We start from the raw sequence: 18,521 nt of genomic DNA on the forward strand, positions 1-18,521 counted from the left end.
AGGTTCCTCTGGTGCTCTGCATGAGCCCGAGCTAAAAGGCCGCTATTATCGGGAAGCGACGGCAGCCATACAAGCCGCGCTGCCTGACGTATCCGCACGGAACGAGGCGGGGCGCTGACATATGTGGAAATGCACCGACCGTCCGTTCGATCGTCAGGTGGCTATTTGCTGTGGTCTGATGGCATGAGGTCGCAGCTTTCAGGTAGAGCGGCTGTTGGAGGTGTTCGATGAAGACTCGAATCGTGGTTTTGTTGCTTGCGCTGGGACTGGGCTCTCAGGCATACGCCGACTCGCGCGGCGGCGTGTGGTTCTACCAACCGGATGGAGGCAGCTATCGCGTCGACAACCGTTCGTACCAGTACGACCCGCGCAGTCCATATCCGCAGCACCGTCAATATCCGCAGAACTTGCCGCCGCGCTATCAGGGGCAGCTGCCGCAGCGGTATTACGATCGGCACCGTGGGTCTGACCGGCAACACTGGGACAATGACCGCCGCCGAGCGATTCATCAGCTACAAGGCCGGCAGTCGAACTTCGATCGTCCTCAGCGCTGGAACCGCAATGATCGGAATTTTGGCCGACCACCGCAGGTTCGTGACGGACGCGATTACCGCATGCATCAGCATCGGGACTTCAATAACCGAAGCTACCGTCGTTGAAACGTCAGTGGCATCTTTGTTGATGTCAGCGAGATAGATGCCTGCCTGAGTGGGAACTCTCTTCTAGCGCCGTCATGCTGAATCACGACTAGTCTGTCGGCGCTTTCTCTCCCGGACTCGTAGCACGATCTACCGGTTTCTCCAGTGCGGGTCACGCTTCTCCAGAAACGCATTGACGCCTTCGAGCGTGTCTTCCGCCTCGAACAGATCGATGAACGCCTCGCGTTCTTTCGCAGCAAGGGTGGCGGGGCCGCGGCTGCGCATCGAGTCGATGAGTGGCTTGATCGTGCGCACCGCGACCGGGCTCTGACGAGCCACGCGCGAGGCCAACAGCAATGCGTGTCCACGGGCCTCGCCGGGTTCTACGATCTGTTCTATCAAACCGATACGCAACGCAGTATCTGCGGTAACGCGCTCGCCGCAGAGGATCATCCTCTTGGCCCAACCTTCGCCCACCAGCCAAGCGAGTGCCTGGGTGCCACCCGCGCACGGCAGCAGGCCGACCGACGCCTCCGGTAAGCCCATTTGTGCCTGTTGTTCGGCAATGCGGATATCGCAGGCCAGCGCACATTCGAGCCCGCCGCCGAGGGCGAAGCCGTTGATAGCCGCTATCGATACGCCGCGAAACTCACGCAGCGCTTCGAACGCTTCGCCGAAGCGCCTAGCCATCTCCCGTGCCCGGGTTCGATCGCCATCGGCGAAGAGTTTAAGATCGGCGCCCGCGCTGAAGAACTTGTCACCCTGGCCGCTAATTACCAGAGCGTAGACCTCGTCATCATGATTCAGATGATCGACGACTTGTTTGAGGCCAATGAGCGACTCACGGTCCCAGGTGTTGGCGGGCGGATGGTTGATCGTGATCAGTGCGGTATGCCCGTGCTTTTCCACGGTCAGCTTATGGGTCAGGTCGAAGACCCCGGATTTGTAAGGTTCAACTGCGGTCGTGCTCATGGTCATCTTCCTCGTCGGGGATCGAATGCGTGCGGCTTGTCTACATCAGATTCGCGAATCATCCGTGCGTTTCAGGACATTCATTCATTGGTTCTGCCGATACGCCAGTTCTGATACGGAGCCGTTGGCTGGTATGAGAATGGGGCACAGGGCGGGACGAGAAGGCGGTTGGCGCGGCGGTACGTCTGCGATGACCGAGGGCGACGAAACGTTGGCGCGACACTGGATTGCCCAGTGCCGCTGCGTCTGTGGCCTATTGCAATGCCAGTGTCTGGCCGGTGGCACGGCGTTCGGCCTGCCATTCGGCATAGGTCGGCGCGGCTTGCTCACCGGTCAGGCGATGTACGATTTCGAAGTAGTCCTGCTTGAAGCGGTCCTTGAGCACTTCCTCACGTGGCTTGACCTTGACGGCGTATACCGTCTGCACGTTCTGGTGGTCGAAGGCACGCCACTCCTGCTCGTCTTTGAGCAGGCTATAACGATGGCCTTCGAGCGCCGAGATGATTTGTTCGCTATTCAGGCTACGGGCGCGGGTCGCCGCATCGGCCCATTGATAGACGATGCTGTACGCCGATGCAGCCGAGCTGGACGGGTGAGTCTGGTAGCGTTCGTCGTAATTCTCGACAAACTTCTGGCCGGCCACCGAGCCCTCCAGCTCCGGTACCCGCCAGGTCCATGGCTCGGTGCCCAACACGCCTCGCATAATGTCTGGGCCTGCGGTTTCGACCATGCTCAACGTGAGGTTGGGTACAGCGACCTGCATCTTTTTGTTCAAGCCCAGTTCATCGGCAATCCGCATCGCGCGTACCAGATCTTCGCCGAACAGTACCAGTGCCAGCACTTCGGCATCGCTGTTGGCCGCCTGGGTCAACGCTTCGCGATAATCAGAGAGGCGCGCCCCGGGAAACGCCGTTTTGAGGCCGGGATGCTTGCTCTTGTCCTGTGTACCGGTTGCCTGGCGCAGCGAGCTCTCGCTGGTATGGCCCCAGGTGTAATCGGAGGTGATATAGAAGTAGCGCTTGTTCGGCAGGTTCTTGTTCAGATACTGGCCCAGTACTTGTGCGCTCATCCAGGCATTGTTGCACTCACGAAACATGTAGCGATGACCGTCCTTGCCAGTCGTGTCGTTGGAATAAGTGAGAGTGCCGAAGTAAAGCAAACCGCGCTCTTTGGCGCGCTTGCCAGCAGCGATGGCGACCGCGCTCGAGACACCTCCAAACAGCATGGCGGCGCCTTCGTCGGCCAGCTTGTCGACATTGGCGACGGATTTCTCCGGTCGTGATGCGGAGTTGCGGCTGGAAAGCTTCAATGGCCGACCCAGCACGCCACCCTTGGCGTTGATCTCGTCAATGGCCAGCAGTGCGCCGCGCATTTGCGAGAGGCCTTCTTCCTTGTAGCTGCCGGTACGGGGATAGTTGAGGCCAAGGGTAATCGGGTCGGCAGCTTCGGCAGCAAGACAGAAACCCAGCCCCAGAGCTAAGAGGGTAGTCCGTTTCATCGCAAGATCCTTGTTGTATTTTTTGTTGGCGAGACGCTTTTTACCGTGCACTGCGGCTATTCGTCACCCTTTAATTAGTCGTAGGCAAAGGCCTGATGCGCAGGCGTGCGGTGCACGACATTCTTGGGAGAAATTGTCGGCTGCAGCTGAGGCTAAGCAAGCAGAGATTCGCGTCCGGCCATGCATTGACTCATCGGTTTCCTTTCCTTAGGGTCGGCGACTCGGTGGATCAGGAAAGCGCTATGACACAAGATGACCGCGTCAAACTCGAAGCCAGTTGGAAGGCGGCCTTGAACGAAGAGTTCGAGCAGCCATACATGAAGGAGTTGAGCGCGTTTCTGCGGCGCGAGAAAGCGGCAGGAAAAGTTATCTATCCGCCGGGCCCGTTGATCTTCAACGCACTGAATTCAACACCGCTGGATCAGGTTCGGGTAGTCATTCTCGGGCAGGACCCTTATCACGGTCCTGGACAGGCGCACGGACTATGCTTTTCGGTGCAGCCGGGTGTTGCACCGCCGCCGTCGCTACAAAACATCTTCAAAGAGCTCAAGCGCGACCTGAACCTGGATATTCCTCGCCACGGCTATCTGCAGCACTGGGCGGATCAAGGCGTGCTGATGCTCAACACGTCGCTCACGGTGGAGCAGGGGATCGCAGGATCACATGCGAAGATGGGTTGGCAACGCCTCACTGACAGGATCATCGAAGTGGTGAGCGAGCAGCGGCCAAGCGTGGTGTTCATGCTCTGGGGTGCGCATGCCCAGAGCAAGGCCAAACTGATCGATCCGACCAAGCATTTGCTGCTCAAGTCAGTGCACCCATCGCCTCTGTCGGCGCATAGAGGCTTCATCGGTAACGGCCATTTCGGCCGGGCCAATCAATTCCTGAAGCAGCAAGGTCTGGCGCCGATCGACTGGGAGTTGCCGGCCGAGGTTTGATTTGGCGCCGCGCGAGGTGGCGCCAGTCGCCCGCGTAGGCTTACTGCTTGCCGCCGTGCTTGGACGCAAGCTCTTTGGCATCTTGCAGGTGTTGCTCAAGTTCCTGCAGAGTCGATTCGGCAAACTGCTTGAGCTGGGCATTCTCGCCATCCTGAGCGTATTCGCGATACAGCTCGATGGTCTGCTCGTGAGCGGTTACTTGGTTGTTGGCATAGGCCTCGTCGAAATTCTCACCGTCACGCAGCTTCAGAATCATGGCCTTGGCTTTGTCCATCAACATGGCTTCGTCGGACATCTCCAGGTCGTCATGCTGCCCGGCCAGTTCGGCAAGCTTTTGATTCGACTTGGTGTGATCATCGATCATTTTCTGAGCGAAGGTCTTGACGTCCTCAGCGGTGCCTTTATCCAGCGCAAGCTTGGCAGTTTCGATTTCCGCCATGCCTTTTGCTGAGGCCTCGTCAACGAAGTTTTCACCATCGGCAGCCAGCGCGAGGTTTGCCGCTACACCCAATAACAGTGCAGCGGTACCCGATAAAAAAGCTTTGGTTGTGCGAGTCATCTTGTTCTCCTTCATCTACCCGGCAAGCCGGTGCGACGCCGAAGGCATGGCCATGGGTGCACTAGCGAGATGCGGCAAGAACGCCGTCTATTTTGTGACTGGAGCGCACAGTAGCGGTTCCATGCACCGGGCAAGCGGTCAGAGATGGAGCAGGGCGAGTGGGTGCCCCGGGCGCCCACGAGGGGGTTATTGCAGCATGCTCATGGCCGCGTCCATGGCCGCCGACAGGTCTTCGTCTTCCTGCAGTAGGGAGTTCGGATCGATTCCCAATTTGGCGAACGCGGCAATTTGGGTCCAATCCAGCTGCGTGTAGGGGTGCGAAGTGCCGCTGTAGCTCTGCAGGGTAGCCACCTGAACGATATCGACGTAATCGGCCTTGTCCGACACGCGTGAGAAATTAAGGTGTTGGCCAGGAACCGTGGCGATCGGATCCGGAAACTCCCAGGTACGCAGGATTTTCTCGCCGATGATTGGATGGATCCGGTCGATCACATGGTTAAGGCTGATCGAATCGCTGAGCAAGGCGCTGTGTTCTTCGGCGTAAGTCAGAATCGGCAGGATACCGATCTGATGCACCAACCCCGCCAGCGTCGCCTGATCAGCGGGAAGGCGCGTGAAGTTGCGGCACAGGACATGGCTGATAGCGGCGATCTCGGTGCTCTTGTTCCAGACTTCACGCATCTTGCGGTCCACCACGTCGGTGGTGGCCTGGAACATCTGCTCCATGGCGAGGCCGGTTGCCAGGTTTGAGGTGTAGTTGATGCCGAGACGGCTGATCGCCATCTGCAGATCGTTAATTTCCCGATTGGTACGCAACAAGGGGCTGTTGACCACCTTGATGATGCGAGCGGTGAGGGCGGTGTCGTTGCCGATCACCTTGGCCAGCGTCGGAATGCTCACGTCCGGATCTTCCGCTGCCTCGCGGACGCGTAGTGCTACTTCGGGAAGCGTCGGCAGGACCAGTTCGTCATTTTCGATCGCCTGCATCAGTTCTTGCTGGACTTTATCGGCAAGGGTGCTCATGTCGTTCCTTAGTCGTGATTCTATGTTTGGCGTGGCTGGCAATGGCTAGCGCTGGATTTCTCGGGCCGCGTCTAGCGTGTAGGGTAGGTCGAGCAAGGTCAGCGGCAAGCCATCCGGTGAGCCGAGGAGTATTCGACCGTCGGCCGCGGCGTCCTCCTGCAGTACGGCAAGCAGTTCCAATGCACCGTCGACGCTTGCCCTTGCCGCCAGAACTACTTCACCCACGCTGGAGCCGTGGACGGGGGAATATAGCTCTAGCCCTGGAGCGGGCACTTCCGCCTCGGCATTTTCAGCGGCAAGACGATGCAGGCGGCGCTTCAGCTTGCCGAGATACTGCATTCGCGCAACGATTTCCTGGCCGGTATAACAACCTTTTTTGAAACTGACGCCGCCCAGCGCCTGAAGGTTGATCATCTGCGGGATGAACAGCTCCCGGGTGCTGGCGACGACCTGTCCGATCCCCGCACGAATCTGTGCCATTAGCCAATGTTCAAGCGGTGCCTCGCGAAGCTGGGCGCTAAGCCGCAAGCGGATCGTTTCGGCATCCAGAGCACGGACCCAGAGCTCGGCGCGACCATCCAGAAGGCGAATGGCGATCAGTCCGTGCTCGGTGACCATCTGATCTGCGTCTTGGGGAAGATCCAGGCCGAGGCTGACCAGGACACCATCGCCAGCATTGAGCCCGAAGCGAACCCATTCGGTGCTCTCGTCATACAGTTTGGATTTTGAGAATGCCGCGTATTTGGCCAGGTCCGCGAGCTGCGTTTGTACCAATTCGCGATCCATCGCCAACAAGTAGCCGTCGCCCTCCGGCAGAATGCGGAAGCTCGACTGCATGCGTCCTTTGGGGGTACAGCGTGCACCGAGGCTCGAATGCTGGGCGTCGAGATAATTGAGGTTGCAGGTCAGTTGCCCCTGCAGGAACTTGCTGGCGTCCGGGCCGCGTACGGCCAGGACGCCTTCATGCGACAGGACGCAGAAAAAAGCAGTGTCGGTCATGACTGGTCGCCGTGAAAAATTCCGGACGGGCATCATAGCAGGACGTTGGCAAAACACAGCGTGCGCCAAGTGTCACTCCTTCCGTCTTGCTAGGGCCTGTTCCTTTAATAGGCGTGCCGGCCCGCTGCGCCAATCGTTATAATGCCCGGCTTCAACTCAGGAGCACGTCCATGGTCGAACAATCCGAACTCAATCGCCTGTTCTGGCAGAGCCGCCGCGGCATGCTCGAACTGGACGTCTTGTTGGTGCCCTTCGTCCAGGAGGTATACCCGCAGCTCAATGAAGAAGACCAGCGCCGCTACTGCAAGCTGCTGAGCTGCGAGGACCAGGACATGTTTGGCTGGTTCATGGAGCGCGCCGAGCCCGACGACGAAGACCTGCGCTACATCGTTCGGATGATCCTTGATCGTGTCCAGCCAAAGTAGCCAGACATTCGAATGCCACTGGCAGGCTTCGAACCTGTTGTTGGCGCTCTATGTGACCGTGCTGCTAGTGGCCTTCGCCACTCTGCTGGCGCTGCCAATCCCGTTCTGGCTTCAAGTCCTCGGCTTGCTGCTTTGCCTGCTGCATGCTGGCTGGGTGATACCGTCTCGCATCCTTCTTTCCCGCGATTCTTCCTGCCTCGGCTTGCGCCAGGATCAGCAGGGCTGGTCGCTCTGGAGTCGGCGTGCTGGTTGGCAACCCGTCCAGCTACGCCCTGACAGTCTCGCACTGCCGCTGGCTGTGGTGCTGCGCTACAAAGTGCCTGGGGAGTGGTTCGCTCGCGGGATATGCATTCCGCGTGGTTCGATGCCGCTCGAGCAGCATCGGCGTTTGCGGGTCAGGTTGAAGTTCAGTCGCCGTAGGTGGACGGCGCCAGAATAGTGTCCACCGCTTCGGGCAGTTGCGCGGGGTAATCCAGGGTGTAATGCAATCCTCGACTTTCCTTGCGCTGCATCGCCGAACGGATCATCAGCTCCGCTACCATGGCTAGATTCCGCAGCTCGATCAGGTCGCGGCTGACTTTGTAATTACTATAAAACTCGTCGATCTCGCCAAGCAGCAGGCGCACTCGATGCTGTGCGCGCATGAGTCGCTTGTTGGTTCGGACGATGCCGACATAGTCCCACATGAACCGCCGCAGCTCGTCCCAGTTGTGAGCGATGATGACGTCCTCGTCCGAGTCGGTGACCTGACTGGCGTCCCAGGTCGGCAGGCGGCCTGGCGCCTCTATATGCGGCAGCTCGCTGAGCATATGTTGGGCGGCCGACTGGGCGTAGACGAAGCATTCCAGTAGCGAGTTGCTGGCCATGCGGTTGGCGCCGTGCAGTCCGGTAAAACTGGTTTCGCCAATCGCGTAGAGTCCTGGTATGTCGGTCCTGCCGGCCTGATCGACGACAACGCCACCGCAGGTGTAGTGCGCTGCGGGTACGACAGGAATCGGCTCGCGAGTGATGTCGATGCCGAACTCCAGGCATCGCTCGTAGACGGTGGGGAAATGGCTCTTGATAAATTCCGTGGGCTTGTGGCTGATGTCTAGATAGACGCAATCGACACCGAGTCGCTTCATTTCGTGATCTATCGCGCGGGCGACGATGTCTCGCGGCGCCAGTTCGGCGCGAGCGTCGAAGCGCGGCATGAAGCGCTCGCCATTAGGTAACTTCAGAAGGGCGCCTTCACCGCGCAATGCCTCGGTGATCAGGAAACTCTTCGCCTTGGGGTGGTAAAGGCAGGTGGGGTGGAACTGGTTGAATTCCAAATTGCCGACCCGGCAGCCCGCACGCCAGGCAATGGCTATACCGTCGCCACAAGCGCCGTCCGGGTTACTGGTATAGAGATATACCTTGGCGGCTCCGCCGGTCGCCAGAACGACAAATTTCGCCTGAAAGGTATCCACTTCTCCAGTGGCTCGATCCAGCACGTAGGCGCCAAGGCAGCGCTTGCCATTCAAGCCCAGCTTGCGCTCGGTGATCAGGTCGACGGCGACGCGCTGGTGCAACAGATCGATATTGCTTCGATCTTGAGTGCGTGCAAGCAGCGTATTGAAGATCGCTGCGCCGGTGGCATCGGCTGCATGGATGATGCGGCGGTGGCTGTGCCCGCCTTCACGTGTCAGGTGATACTCGAAGCTGCCGTCTTCGCGATCCGCTTCGTCTTTGGTGAAGGGGACGCCTTGTTCGATCAGCCATTGAATGGCTTCGCGGCTGTGTTCGACCGTGAAGCGCACGGCTTCTTCCTTGCACAGCCCACCGCCTGCGACGAGCGTGTCGGCGACATGAGATTCAACCGTGTCGGTAGTGTCCAGCACCGCGGCGACGCCGCCTTGAGCCCAGTACGTCGATCCGTTGGCCAGGTCACCTTTGCTCATTACCGCGACGCGGAGTTCGGCCGGCAGGTTGAGTGCCAGCGTCAAGCCAGCGGCGCCACTGCCGATGACAAGAACGTCGTACTGATAATGTTGGCTCATTTTCTATCTCACGTTGAAGACGACCCTAGTATATAGAGTGCTTCCCCCTGCAAAATAGCGGCCCGTGTTTTATGTGGCTGATGCCTTGGAACTTTTTTTGCAGGTCCGTCTCTATACACAGTTGTGGATGCAAGCCGGCTGGCCATCGATGAGTGGGCGGCTGGGTTTTGCTGTGGATACCAGGAGAGCGTCGTCAGAACAATCTGTTTTGCGGCGTTGCTTGCCAATGCCGTCAGGTGTGTTGCAGGAAAGCTTGCTTGGAGGGGGAGAACTTTTGTGTAAAGCCCGGGTCTATTCTGGCAGGTCAGCTCGCTGGCGAGCGCGGCACTCCTTCCAGGTCATGGAGGAGTGTTTATGCTAACCCAGGAGCAGGACCAGCAACTGGTCGAACGAGTGCAGCGGGGAGACAAGAGGGCTTTTGATCTGTTGGTACTAAAGTATCAGCATAAGATTCTTGGGTTGATCGTACGCTTCGTACATGATTCTCACGAAGCTCAGGATGTTGCGCAGGAGGCCTTTATCAAAGCCTACCGTGCGCTGGCGAATTTTCGCGGGGACAGCGCCTTTTATACCTGGCTGTACCGAATCGCTATCAACACGGCAAAAAATCATTTGGTGGCCCGAGGAAGGCGGCCGCCTGACAGCGATGTCAGTTCTGAAGATGCGGAGTTCTATGAAGGCGATCACGCCCTCAAGGACATCGAGTCGCCAGAGCGCGCGCTTCTCAGGGATGAAATAGAAGACACAGTTCATAGAACCATCCAACAACTTCCAGAAGATTTGCGTACGGCTCTAACACTGCGTGAATTTGATGGTCTTAGTTATGAAGACATTGCAAACGTCATGCAGTGTCCGGTGGGTACGGTCCGCTCACGGATATTCCGGGCGCGGGAGGCCATCGATAAAGCATTGCAACCCTTGTTGCATGAATCCTGAGACAGCGGCGACAGCCAAGAGAGGAACCGCTATGAGTCGTGAAGCCCTGCATGAATCGCTGTCCGCGGTGATGGATAACGAAGCGGACGAGTTGGAATTACGTCGAGTGCTTGCTGCAGACGGCGACACTGAAATGCGATCGACCTGGTCGCGTTATCAAGTCGCTCGTGCCGCGATGCACAAGGAGCTGGTCGAGCCTCGTCTGGATATCGCTTCGGCGGTGTCGGCTGCCTTGGCTGACGAACCTGAGATCACTGTGGTCAAACCACAGCGTTTTGCTTGGCGCAACATTGGGCGTCTGGCCGCTGCAGCTTCGGTCACCTTAGCGGTGCTAGCTGGTGTACGTCTGTACAATCAGAGCGAAGTTGCCGGTCCGCAGGTCGCGCAGCAGGCTGCTCAGCCTAGCATCGCGGTGCCGCAGGCCAATCAAGGCCCAGCCGTGTTGGCAGGCTATAGTGAAAATACTGGCGCGCCGGAAGCTCAGACTGCCAGTGCTCAGGCACCTGTTGAAGGTTGGCATGAACGGCGTCTGCCGGCGTATGTCCGCCAGCACGCGCAGCAGGCCGCTTTCGGTAGTGGCTCTGAAAGCGCGCTGCCTTATGCTCGTGCTGCCAGTATGGAAGATCGTTAAGGAACAACATGCGTGTAATACCGCTGTGTGTGGTGCTCGGAGGCTGGCTATCAATGCCGGCCTTTGCTGCTGATGCCGATAACTGGATGCAACGCCTTGCGGCGGCTGAAAAAAAACAGAGCTACCTCGGCACATTCGTGTATGAGCGCAATGGTAGTTTTTCCAGTCATGCTGTCTGGCAGCTTGTAAAAGATCAGAAGTTACGTGAACGTTTGTTGCAGCTGGACGGTCCGCCAGCGGAGGTTTCACTGGTAGATGGCAAGGTTCAGTGCGCCAGTGAGGATTTGGCTTCCCAGGTCCGAGATGCTCAGCCTTGGCGTCACCAGCAGTTCGATCCGAACGTGCTTTCCAAGTGGTACGATTTTCACGTCATTGGTGAGTCACGAGTTGCCGGGCGACCCACCATAGCACTGGCTATACGACCGAAGGATCAGCACCGTTACGGCTTCGAACTGCACCTTGATCGTGAAACGGCATTACCGCTCAAGTCCCTGCTGCTCGATGAGAACGGCCAACTGCTTGAGCGCTTCCAGTTCACTCATTTTTCTCCAGACTCAGTTCAGCTCGCCGATGTCGAGGCTGGGTCGGCATGCAAGCCTGTCTCGTTGAGTGCGGAGCGTGAATCGAAAGTACCGAAATGGCACTCTGATTGGCTTCCCGCGGGCTTCCAATTGCTCGATTCGAACGTTCGTACCAGCCCAGCGTCCGACGAGTCGGTGGCCTGGCTCTCTTATGGCGACGGTCTAGCTCGGTTCTCGGTGTTCCTGGAGCCGCTGCGCGGGGCTGTAGTTGAAGATGCACGCAGCCAGATGGGCCCAACCGTGGCAGTCTCCAAGCGTATTTCCACAGCCGGTGGTGATGTCATGGTGACGGTCGTTGGCGAGATTCCACTAGGTACCGCTGAGCGAGTCGCGTTGTCGATGCGATCCGGGGTGGATCAGGCGTCGCGATGATTGAAGAGCCAGGGCGCGTAATCGCGCTGGAGTCCGGGGCTGTTTGGGTTGAAACGCAACGTAAGAGTACCTGTTCAGGCTGTTCCGCCAAGAACGGTTGTGGCCAGGGTCTGATGGACCGTCTTGGCGTTCGTGAGAGACGCGAACTGATCCGCGCGCTGTCCGATCTGCAGCTTCAGTTGGGTGATCCGGTTGTCATCGGGATCCGTGAAGACGTGTTGCTGCGTGGCGCCATCCTTGTTTATCTTTTTCCGCTGATTGTGCTGTTTGCCTCGGCGCTGATTGCTACAGAGCTTTCGGCAGCCGAGCCGTACGTGATACTCGCCGGGCTTGGTGGTTTTCTGTTTTCGTGGCTGATCGTGCGTAAGCGCAGCCAGCGAAGTGCAGGTGATCCGGGGCTGCAGCCAGTTGTGTTGCGTACATTGCTGGTGGGCTCTGCAGCAAGTGGCCGGGCCGGTTTGTTTTCATCAAGGGAGAATGATTTTGAAGGTTCAACGGAATAGCTGCTTTGCTCTTGTCGCTGCACTGTTTTTTATAGGGCAGGTCGCGGTGGCCAATGCGCAGTTACCCGATTTCACACCCCTGGTAGAAAGCGCCTCGCCTGCAGTCGTCAATATCAGCACCAAGCAAAAAGTGCCGGCTCGTGGTGCTGGCCCGCAAATGCCGGATCTCGAAGGGTTGCCGCCAATTTTTCGAGAGTTCTTCGAACACGGTATCCCGGAAGTACCGGGCCAGGATCAGCAGCGCGAGGCGCAGTCTCTAGGCTCCGGCTTTATCATCTCGGCCGATGGTTACGTATTGACCAATAACCATGTTGTTGCCGATGCAGACGAAATAATCGTTCGCTTGCCGGATCGCAGTGAGCTGGAAGCAACCCTGGTCGGTGCTGATCCTCGTACCGACGTAGCATTGCTAAAGATCGAAGCTACTGGTTTGCCGACGGTCAGGCTGGGAACGTCCAGCGAACTGAAGGTCGGTGAGTGGGTACTGGCAATTGGTTCGCCGTTCGGCTTCGACCACACCGTAACGGCGGGTATTGTCAGTGCGACCGGGCGCAACCTTCCTAATGAAAGTTATGTTCCCTTCATTCAAACCGATGTCGCGATCAATCCCGGTAATTCAGGCGGGCCGCTGTTTAACCTGCAGGGCGAAGTGATCGGCATTAACTCGCAGATATTTACACGATCGGGCGGTTTCATGGGCCTGTCGTTTGCCATTCCAATCGATGTCGCCATGGATGTCTCTGATCAACTGCGGACTGACGGCAAAGTCAGTCGTGGCTGGCTGGGAGTGGTCATACAGGAGGTCAATCGGGACTTGGCCGAATCGTTCGGGCTTGAGCGCCCGGCGGGCGCGCTGGTTGCGCAAGTGATGGACGGGGGCCCTGCAGCTCAAGGCGGCCTGCGCGTGGGTGACGTGATTCTCAGCGTCAATGACAGTGTCATTGATATGTCTGCCGACCTGCCGCATTTGATCGGTACGATCAAGCCGAACACCAAGGCTAAGCTTGGTATCGTTCGCGATGGCGACCGCGAGACGCTGACCGTCACGATCGGTGCATTGCCGGAAGAGGGCGAAGAATTAGCGGCAACAGGTGACCGCGCAGAAAAAAGCAGCAATCGACTGGGCGTCAAGGTGTCGGAGCTAACTGCCGAGCAAAAGCGCAGCCTGGATTTGCCCGGTGGCGTGGTGATTACCGAGGTGTCGAGTGGTCCGGCCGCGATGATTGGTCTCCGTCCGGGGGATGTGATTACGCATCTGAACAATCAGGCAATCGATTCTGCATCGAGCTTTGGTCGCGTTGCGGAGCAGCTGCCGAAGAATCGGTCGGTTTCCATGCGGGTACTGCGTCAAGGGCGAGCGAGCTTCATTACGTTCAAGCTTGCCGAGTAAAGCGGTTGGGTAACGAGAAGCGGCCTCCGGGCCTCTTTTTCGTTCTGAAGGATCTTTTTCGCTGTTCGGTTCACGACCTGCTGGGTTGGGTTTTGGGGCGGCGTGGCGCTGAATAGACCGATCAGGTACACTTTGCGGCTATTTTCGGCGGGCAGTCAGCTCGCGGCATATTCGAGTGTTTAGCTGTGAGCGACCTGAGTCATATCCGCAATTTCTCCATCATCGCGCACATCGATCATGGTAAGTCGACCCTGGCTGACCGTTTCATCCAGATGTGTGGTGGTCTGACCGAGCGTGAAATGAACGCGCAGGTGCTGGATTCGATGGACCTCGAGCGTGAACGAGGCATCACCATCAAGGCGCATAGCGTCACGCTGTATTACAAGGCCCGGAACGGCAAAACCTACCAGCTTAATTTCATTGACACTCCAGGGCACGTGGATTTCACCTATGAGGTGAGCCGATCGTTGGCGGCCTGTGAAGGTGCGCTGTTGGTCGTCGATGCGGGTCAGGGAGTCGAAGCTCAATCGGTTGCCAACTGCTATACGGCGATCGAGCAGGGCCTGGAGGTCATGCCTGTCCTGAACAAGATGGACTTGCCCCAGGCCGACCCCGACAAGGTAAAAGACGAAATCGAGCACATCATCGGTATAGATGCGACCGATGCCGTCGCTTGTAGCGCCAAGAGCGGCATGGGTGTGGACGATGTATTGGAACGCCTGGTAGATGTCATCCCGCCGCCAACCGGCGAGATCGATGCGCCGTTGCAGGCGTTGATCATCGATTCCTGGTTCGACAATTATCTGGGCGTCGTCTCGCTCGTGCGGGTCCGCCATGGCCGGATCAAGAAGGGCGACAAGGTTCTGGTCAAGTCCACCGGCAAGATGCATCAGGTCGACAGCGTTGGCGTATTTAACCCGAAACACACCAGTACGGCCGATCTCAAGGCTGGCGAAGTAGGCTTCATCATCGCTGGCATCAAAGACATCCATGGTGCGCCAGTGGGTGACACGCTGACGCTCTCCAACACACCGGATGTCGAGATGCTACCCGGCTTCAAGCGAGTCAAGCCGCAGGTCTATGCCGGCTTGTTCCCGGTCAGTTCGGACGACTTCGAAGATTTCCGTGAAGCGCTGCAAAAGCTCACGCTGAACGATGCCGCATTGCAGTACGAGCCTGAAAGCTCTGACGCGCTGGGGTTTGGCTTCCGCATCGGTTTCCTCGGCATGCTGCATATGGAGATCATCCAGGAGCGACTCGAGCGTGAATACGACCTCGATCTGATCACCACTGCGCCAACAGTGGTGTACGAGCTGGCGCTCAAGAATGGCGAGACCCTTTACGTCGACAGCCCGTCCAAACTCCCCGATTTGTCGTCGATAGAAGATATGCGCGAACCCATCGTGCGCGCCAATATCCTGGTGCCGCAGGAACATCTGGGTAGCGTTATTACCCTGTGTATTGAAAAGCGTGGCGTACAGCGCGATCTGCAATTCCTCGGCTCACAGGTCCAGGTGCGTTACGACTTGCCCATGAGCGAAGTGGTATTGGATTTCTTCGATCGACTGAAGTCGGTCAGCCGCGGCTACGCCTCTCTTGATTACAGCTTCGAATGCTTCCAGTCGGCCAACCTGACTCGCTTGGACATCCTGATCAACGGCGACAAGGTCGATGCGCTGGCGCTCATCGTGCATCGCGACAATGCGCATTACAAAGGCCGCATGCTGGTCGAGAAAATGAAGGAACTCATTCCTCGGCAGATGTTCGACGTGGCGATCCAGGCGGCTATTGGTGGCCAGATCGTTGCGCGAAGCACCGTCAAGGCGTTGCGCAAGAATGTTCTAGCCAAGTGCTACGGCGGTGACGTAAGCCGCAAGCGCAAGTTGCTGGAAAAGCAAAAGGCCGGCAAGAAGCGCATGAAGCAGGTTGGTAACGTTGAAATCCCGCAAGAAGCTTTCCTCGCGGTGCTGAAGGTAGATAGCTGATATGTCGATCAATTTTCCGCTGTTGCTGGTAATTGCCGTTACGGTATGCGGTTTTCTAACGCTTGTCGATATGGTGTTTTTCGCACCTCGCCGCCGGGCTGCAATAGCCAACTATGAAGGTCGCACTGGCGGCGAGCCTGATCAATCGACGCTAGATGCGCTGAACAAAGAACCGGTTCTGATCGAGTACGGCAAATCTTTCTTTCCTGTGCTGGCTATCGTGCTGGTGTTGCGCTCGTTTCTTATCGAGCCGTTTCAGATTCCGTCCGGTTCGATGATCCCGACACTCGAGGTGGGTGATTTTATCCTGGTCAATAAGTTCGCCTATGGCATCCGTCTGCCGGTAGTCGATATGAAGATCATCGACGTCAGCGATCCGCAGCGCGGCGATGTAATGGTGTTTCGTTATCCGAGCGACCCGAACATCAATTACATCAAGCGCGTCATTGGCCTTCCGGGTGATGTGATTCGCTATAGCAGCAATAAGCGTCTGAGCATAAATGGCAAGCCGGTTCCCGAAATGCTCATTGGCGAGGAGCCGGGTAGCTTGGGTAGTGCCAAGCTGTATCAGGAAAAGCTGGGCGAAGTGGAGCATCTGATTCGCAAGGAAATGGGCCGTTATCGAGTCGAACCTGACCGCGAATGGCGCGTCCCGGAAGGCCACTACTTCATGATGGGCGACAACCGCGATAACTCCAATGACAGTCGCTACTGGCACGATGCGGCGATTCCTGCCGACCTGGCTGGCATGGTTCCGGACCGCAACATCGTCGGCAAAGCGTTTGCCATATGGATGAGCTGGCCAGATCCGAAATTCAGCAACCTACCAAACTTTTCGCGAGTCGGGCTGATTCACTGAGTCTGTGAATCAGGGCCCGGTTCTCCTGGCCCGGCTCGCTATATTTAAGCAACCCGATCGGTGGGTAACGTACGACATAGAGGTCGACATGAGTTTTGCTCGTTCGCAAAAAGGGCTGTCCATGCTGAGCTGGATCATGGTGCTTGCGCTGGTGGCGTTCTTTGCCAGTACTGCATTCAAGATGCTGCCGCACTACTTTGACTATATGTCCATGGACAAGATCATCAGCGCAGTGGAAAGTGACCAAGCCACGGAGGTCCGCACGGTGCGTGACTTCTACAGCCATGTGCGCAAGGGAATGGATGTGAATGGCATTCGTGACCTTGATCTCGAAGAGGCGATGAAGGTCGTGATTGAAAACAATGAGTTCAAGGTCAACCTGAACTACGAAAAACGCGAGCCCCTGATCCGAAACCTCGATCTGGTGGCGAACTTCGATAAAGAATATCGCCTAAGGATGCCGTGAGCACTTCGTTAGCCCGTCTTGAGCGCAAGCTCGGATATCAATTCAAGGATCAGGAGCTGATGCTTCTGGCCCTGACGCATCGCAGCTATGCCGGACGCAACAATGAGCGTTTGGAGTTTCTCGGTGATGCCATTCTCAACTTCATCGCCGGCGAGGCGCTGTTCACCCACTTTCCGCAAGCCAAGGAAGGGCAGTTGTCCCGTCTTCGTTCACGCCTGGTCAAGGGCGAGACCCTGGCGGTGCTCGCTCGCGGTTTTGAGCTCGGCGAGTATTTGCGCCTCGGCTCGGGTGAGCTGAAGAGCGGCGGTTTCCGTCGTGAATCCATTCTCGCCGACACCCTTGAGGCGCTGATCGGCGCCATCTATCTGGACGCTGGCATGGAGGCCGCACGTGATCGCGTGCTCGCCTGGCTCGCCAACGAACTGGAAGGACTGACGCTGGTCGACACCAACAAGGACCCGAAAACCCGTTTGCAGGAATTTCTCCAATCGCGCGCCTGTGAGCTGCCGAAATACGAAGTGGTCGCTATTCAGGGGGATCCGCACTGCCGGACGTTTTTCGTCGAGTGCCAGGTGTCGCTACTCAATGAGAAGACGCAAGGGCAGGGTGCCAGCCGGCGTATCGCCGAACAGGTTGCCGCTGCCTCGGCACTGATCGCCTTGGGCGTGGAGAATGGTAATGACTGATGTACGCATGGAAGACGATGCTGTAAACCGCTGTGGCTATGTGGCAATCGTTGGTCGTCCCAATGTCGGCAAGTCGACGTTGCTCAACCACGTCCTCGGGCAGAAACTCGCAATCACATCACGCAAGCCACAGACCACTCGCCACAACATGCTTGGGATAAAGACCGAAGGTGCCGTCCAGGCCGTCTACGTCGACACGCCCGGCCTGCACAAAAATGGCGAGACCGCCCTCAATCGATATATGAACCGCACCGCGTCCTCGGCATTGAAGGATGTCGATGTGGTGGTTTTCGTCGTCGATCGCACGCGCTGGACCGATGAGGACCAATTGGTGCTCGAGCGCGTGCAATACGTCGAAGGCCCGGTGATCGTTGCGGTGAACAAGACCGATCGAGTCGAGGACAAGGGTGAGCTGTTGCCGCATTTCGAGTGGCTGGCGCAGCAATTGCCAAAAGCCGAGATCGTGCCGATATCAGCCCAACACGGACAGAACCTCGATGTGTTCGAGAAACTGGTGGCCTCGCATCTGCCCGAAGGCGAGCATTTCTTCCCGGAAGACCAGATCACCGATCGCAGCAGTCGTTTCCTTGCCGCCGAGCTGGTCCGTGAAAAGATCATGCGGCAGCTGGGCGCGGAAGTGCCCTACCAGATCACCGTCGAGATCGAAGACTTCAAGCAGCAGGGACGAGTGCTGCATATCCATGCGTTGATTCTGGTCGAGCGCGATGGGCAGAAGAAAATCATCATTGGCGACAAGGGTGAGCGCATCAAACGCATCGGCCAAGAAGCGCGCAAAGACATGGAGGTGCTGTTCGATTCCAAGGTCATGCTCAATCTTTGGGTGAAGGTGAAGAGCGGCTGGTCAGATGATGAGCGCGCATTACACTCGCTGGGCTACCAGTAGACGGAAAGCCGACAGGAGCAGCGCTCAAGGCTAGAGGCTGGACGGGGAGGAGCGGCTCCAGGCTTGAAGTTGAGTCCTTCGCCCTACGCTTTCCGGCCACCAGCCACCAGCCACCAGCCACCAGCCACCGCGTAA

20 protein-coding genes are annotated in these 18,521 nt (G+C 57.7%); 14 read left to right on the forward strand and 6 right to left on the reverse strand.

The annotated features are described in order from the left end of the window. Window positions 1-227 precede the first annotated feature (227 nt). Window positions 228-659 carry a hypothetical protein gene (locus tag AC2LD7_RS12990; RefSeq protein WP_484598151.1) on the forward strand — a complete coding sequence of 144 codons (432 nt, stop codon included), beginning with the start codon at window positions 228-230 and terminating at the stop codon, window positions 657-659. 129 nt (window positions 660-788) lie between these two features. Here the strand turns inward: AC2LD7_RS12990 and AC2LD7_RS12995 are convergent, their stop codons facing one another. Next, window positions 789-1,610, reverse strand: a complete 822-nt coding sequence (locus AC2LD7_RS12995; protein ID WP_484598152.1) for an enoyl-CoA hydratase — start codon at window positions 1,608-1,610, stop codon at window positions 789-791. 253 nt (window positions 1,611-1,863) lie between these two features. Further along, the gene (locus AC2LD7_RS13000) at window positions 1,864-3,108 is read right to left on the reverse strand and encodes an ABC transporter substrate-binding protein (protein WP_484598153.1); all 1,245 of its coding nucleotides are present in this window, start codon (window positions 3,106-3,108) and stop codon (window positions 1,864-1,866) included. A 242-nt stretch (window positions 3,109-3,350) separates the two neighbouring features. Here AC2LD7_RS13000 and ung point away from each other — a divergent pair, with 242 nt between their 5' ends. Beyond that, entirely contained in the window at window positions 3,351-4,046 is a 696-nt protein-coding gene (gene ung, locus AC2LD7_RS13005) for a uracil-DNA glycosylase (RefSeq protein WP_484598154.1), read from the forward strand. 40 nt (window positions 4,047-4,086) lie between these two features. Here ung and AC2LD7_RS13010 read toward each other — a convergent pair whose 3' ends face one another. From AC2LD7_RS13010 to ygfZ, 3 genes are all read right to left on the reverse strand, one after another. Continuing rightward, window positions 4,087-4,605 (reverse strand): DUF4142 domain-containing protein, encoded by a 519-nt coding sequence (locus AC2LD7_RS13010; protein ID WP_484598155.1) that lies wholly within the window; start codon window positions 4,603-4,605, stop codon window positions 4,087-4,089. Between the two features lie 186 nt (window positions 4,606-4,791). Continuing rightward, window positions 4,792-5,628 (reverse strand): HDOD domain-containing protein, encoded by an 837-nt coding sequence (locus tag AC2LD7_RS13015; RefSeq protein WP_484598156.1) that lies wholly within the window; start codon window positions 5,626-5,628, stop codon window positions 4,792-4,794. A gap of 45 nt (window positions 5,629-5,673) precedes the next feature. Then, on the reverse strand, window positions 5,674-6,627 hold the full coding sequence (ygfZ, locus tag AC2LD7_RS13020; protein ID WP_484598157.1) for a CAF17-like 4Fe-4S cluster assembly/insertion protein YgfZ: 954 nt from the start codon (window positions 6,625-6,627) through the stop codon (window positions 5,674-5,676). Window positions 6,628-6,797: 170 nt separating this feature from the next. Between ygfZ and AC2LD7_RS13025 the strand changes: the two genes are divergently transcribed. Next, on the forward strand, window positions 6,798-7,052 hold the full coding sequence (locus AC2LD7_RS13025; RefSeq protein ID WP_484598158.1) for an FAD assembly factor SdhE: 255 nt from the start codon (window positions 6,798-6,800) through the stop codon (window positions 7,050-7,052). Beyond that, entirely contained in the window at window positions 7,036-7,491 is a 456-nt protein-coding gene (locus tag AC2LD7_RS13030; RefSeq protein WP_484598159.1) for a protein YgfX, read from the forward strand. The genes AC2LD7_RS13025 and AC2LD7_RS13030 overlap by 17 nt, the downstream gene beginning before the upstream one ends. Here AC2LD7_RS13030 and nadB read toward each other — a convergent pair. Beyond that, window positions 7,460-9,073: an L-aspartate oxidase gene (nadB, locus tag AC2LD7_RS13035; RefSeq protein ID WP_484598160.1), complete on the reverse strand. Its 1,614-nt coding sequence runs from the start codon at window positions 9,071-9,073 to the stop codon at window positions 7,460-7,462. The two genes, AC2LD7_RS13030 and nadB, sit on opposite strands and share 32 nt — an antisense overlap. Before the next feature lie 354 nt (window positions 9,074-9,427). On the opposite strand from nadB, the gene rpoE reads away from it, so the two are divergent. From rpoE to era, 10 genes are all read left to right on the forward strand, one after another. After that, window positions 9,428-10,009 (forward strand): RNA polymerase sigma factor RpoE/AlgU, encoded by a 582-nt coding sequence (gene rpoE, locus AC2LD7_RS13040; protein WP_019342233.1) that lies wholly within the window; start codon window positions 9,428-9,430, stop codon window positions 10,007-10,009. Between the two features lie 31 nt (window positions 10,010-10,040). After that, a complete protein-coding gene (locus AC2LD7_RS13045; RefSeq protein WP_484598161.1) occupies window positions 10,041-10,640 on the forward strand; it encodes a sigma-E factor negative regulatory protein in 600 nt (199 codons plus the stop codon). Between the two features lie 8 nt (window positions 10,641-10,648). Then, a complete protein-coding gene (locus AC2LD7_RS13050) occupies window positions 10,649-11,593 on the forward strand; it encodes a MucB/RseB C-terminal domain-containing protein (protein ID WP_484598162.1) in 945 nt (314 codons plus the stop codon). Next, window positions 11,590-12,096, forward strand: a complete 507-nt coding sequence (locus tag AC2LD7_RS13055) for a SoxR reducing system RseC family protein (protein WP_484598163.1) — start codon at window positions 11,590-11,592, stop codon at window positions 12,094-12,096. The genes AC2LD7_RS13050 and AC2LD7_RS13055 overlap by 4 nt, the downstream gene beginning before the upstream one ends. After that, the gene (locus AC2LD7_RS13060; protein ID WP_484598164.1) at window positions 12,071-13,486 is read left to right on the forward strand and encodes a DegQ family serine endoprotease; all 1,416 of its coding nucleotides are present in this window, start codon (window positions 12,071-12,073) and stop codon (window positions 13,484-13,486) included. Before AC2LD7_RS13055 ends, AC2LD7_RS13060 begins: the two co-directional genes overlap by 26 nt. A 185-nt stretch (window positions 13,487-13,671) precedes the next feature. Continuing rightward, window positions 13,672-15,471 carry a translation elongation factor 4 gene (gene lepA / locus AC2LD7_RS13065; RefSeq protein WP_484598165.1) on the forward strand — a complete coding sequence of 600 codons (1,800 nt, stop codon included), beginning with the start codon at window positions 13,672-13,674 and terminating at the stop codon, window positions 15,469-15,471. A gap of 1 nt (window position 15,472) precedes the next feature. Then, a complete protein-coding gene (gene lepB / locus AC2LD7_RS13070) occupies window positions 15,473-16,330 on the forward strand; it encodes a signal peptidase I (protein WP_484598166.1) in 858 nt (285 codons plus the stop codon). Between the two features lie 88 nt (window positions 16,331-16,418). After that, complete coding sequence (locus AC2LD7_RS13075; protein WP_255981456.1) at window positions 16,419-16,796, forward strand: DUF4845 domain-containing protein; 378 nt, start codon at window positions 16,419-16,421, stop codon at window positions 16,794-16,796. After that, a complete protein-coding gene (gene rnc / locus AC2LD7_RS13080; protein WP_255981459.1) occupies window positions 16,793-17,482 on the forward strand; it encodes a ribonuclease III in 690 nt (229 codons plus the stop codon). The genes AC2LD7_RS13075 and rnc overlap by 4 nt, the downstream gene beginning before the upstream one ends. Next, complete coding sequence (era, locus tag AC2LD7_RS13085) at window positions 17,475-18,386, forward strand: GTPase Era (protein ID WP_484598167.1); 912 nt, start codon at window positions 17,475-17,477, stop codon at window positions 18,384-18,386. The genes rnc and era overlap by 8 nt, the downstream gene beginning before the upstream one ends. Window positions 18,387-18,521 lie beyond the last annotated feature (135 nt).

It is taken from the genome of Stutzerimonas sp. (assembly GCF_982611455.1).

What these genes read in the sequence shown, in the direction of transcription:
- AC2LD7_RS13010 (WP_484598155.1), bottom strand. Translation starts at nt 4,605, where the DNA reads ATGACTCGCACAACCAAAGCTTTTTTATCGGGTACCGCTGCACTGTTA.
- AC2LD7_RS13045 (WP_484598161.1), top strand. Translation starts at nt 10,041, where the DNA reads ATGAGTCGTGAAGCCCTGCATGAATCGCTGTCCGCGGTGATGGATAAC.
- AC2LD7_RS13000 (WP_484598153.1), bottom strand. Translation starts at nt 3,108, where the DNA reads ATGAAACGGACTACCCTCTTAGCTCTGGGGCTGGGTTTCTGTCTTGCT.
- AC2LD7_RS13060 (WP_484598164.1), top strand. Translation starts at nt 12,071, where the DNA reads ATGATTTTGAAGGTTCAACGGAATAGCTGCTTTGCTCTTGTCGCTGCA.
- rpoE (WP_019342233.1), top strand. Translation starts at nt 9,428, where the DNA reads ATGCTAACCCAGGAGCAGGACCAGCAACTGGTCGAACGAGTGCAGCGG.
- era (WP_484598167.1), top strand. Translation starts at nt 17,475, where the DNA reads ATGACTGATGTACGCATGGAAGACGATGCTGTAAACCGCTGTGGCTAT.
- AC2LD7_RS13050 (WP_484598162.1), top strand. Translation starts at nt 10,649, where the DNA reads ATGCGTGTAATACCGCTGTGTGTGGTGCTCGGAGGCTGGCTATCAATG.
- ygfZ (WP_484598157.1), bottom strand. Translation starts at nt 6,627, where the DNA reads ATGACCGACACTGCTTTTTTCTGCGTCCTGTCGCATGAAGGCGTCCTG.
- AC2LD7_RS12990 (WP_484598151.1), top strand. Translation starts at nt 228, where the DNA reads ATGAAGACTCGAATCGTGGTTTTGTTGCTTGCGCTGGGACTGGGCTCT.
- lepB (WP_484598166.1), top strand. Translation starts at nt 15,473, where the DNA reads ATGTCGATCAATTTTCCGCTGTTGCTGGTAATTGCCGTTACGGTATGC.
- AC2LD7_RS13015 (WP_484598156.1), bottom strand. Translation starts at nt 5,628, where the DNA reads ATGAGCACCCTTGCCGATAAAGTCCAGCAAGAACTGATGCAGGCGATC.
- nadB (WP_484598160.1), bottom strand. Translation starts at nt 9,073, where the DNA reads ATGAGCCAACATTATCAGTACGACGTTCTTGTCATCGGCAGTGGCGCC.
- AC2LD7_RS12995 (WP_484598152.1), bottom strand. Translation starts at nt 1,610, where the DNA reads ATGAGCACGACCGCAGTTGAACCTTACAAATCCGGGGTCTTCGACCTG.
- ung (WP_484598154.1), top strand. Translation starts at nt 3,351, where the DNA reads ATGACACAAGATGACCGCGTCAAACTCGAAGCCAGTTGGAAGGCGGCC.
- AC2LD7_RS13025 (WP_484598158.1), top strand. Translation starts at nt 6,798, where the DNA reads ATGGTCGAACAATCCGAACTCAATCGCCTGTTCTGGCAGAGCCGCCGC.
- AC2LD7_RS13075 (WP_255981456.1), top strand. Translation starts at nt 16,419, where the DNA reads ATGAGTTTTGCTCGTTCGCAAAAAGGGCTGTCCATGCTGAGCTGGATC.
- AC2LD7_RS13055 (WP_484598163.1), top strand. Translation starts at nt 11,590, where the DNA reads ATGATTGAAGAGCCAGGGCGCGTAATCGCGCTGGAGTCCGGGGCTGTT.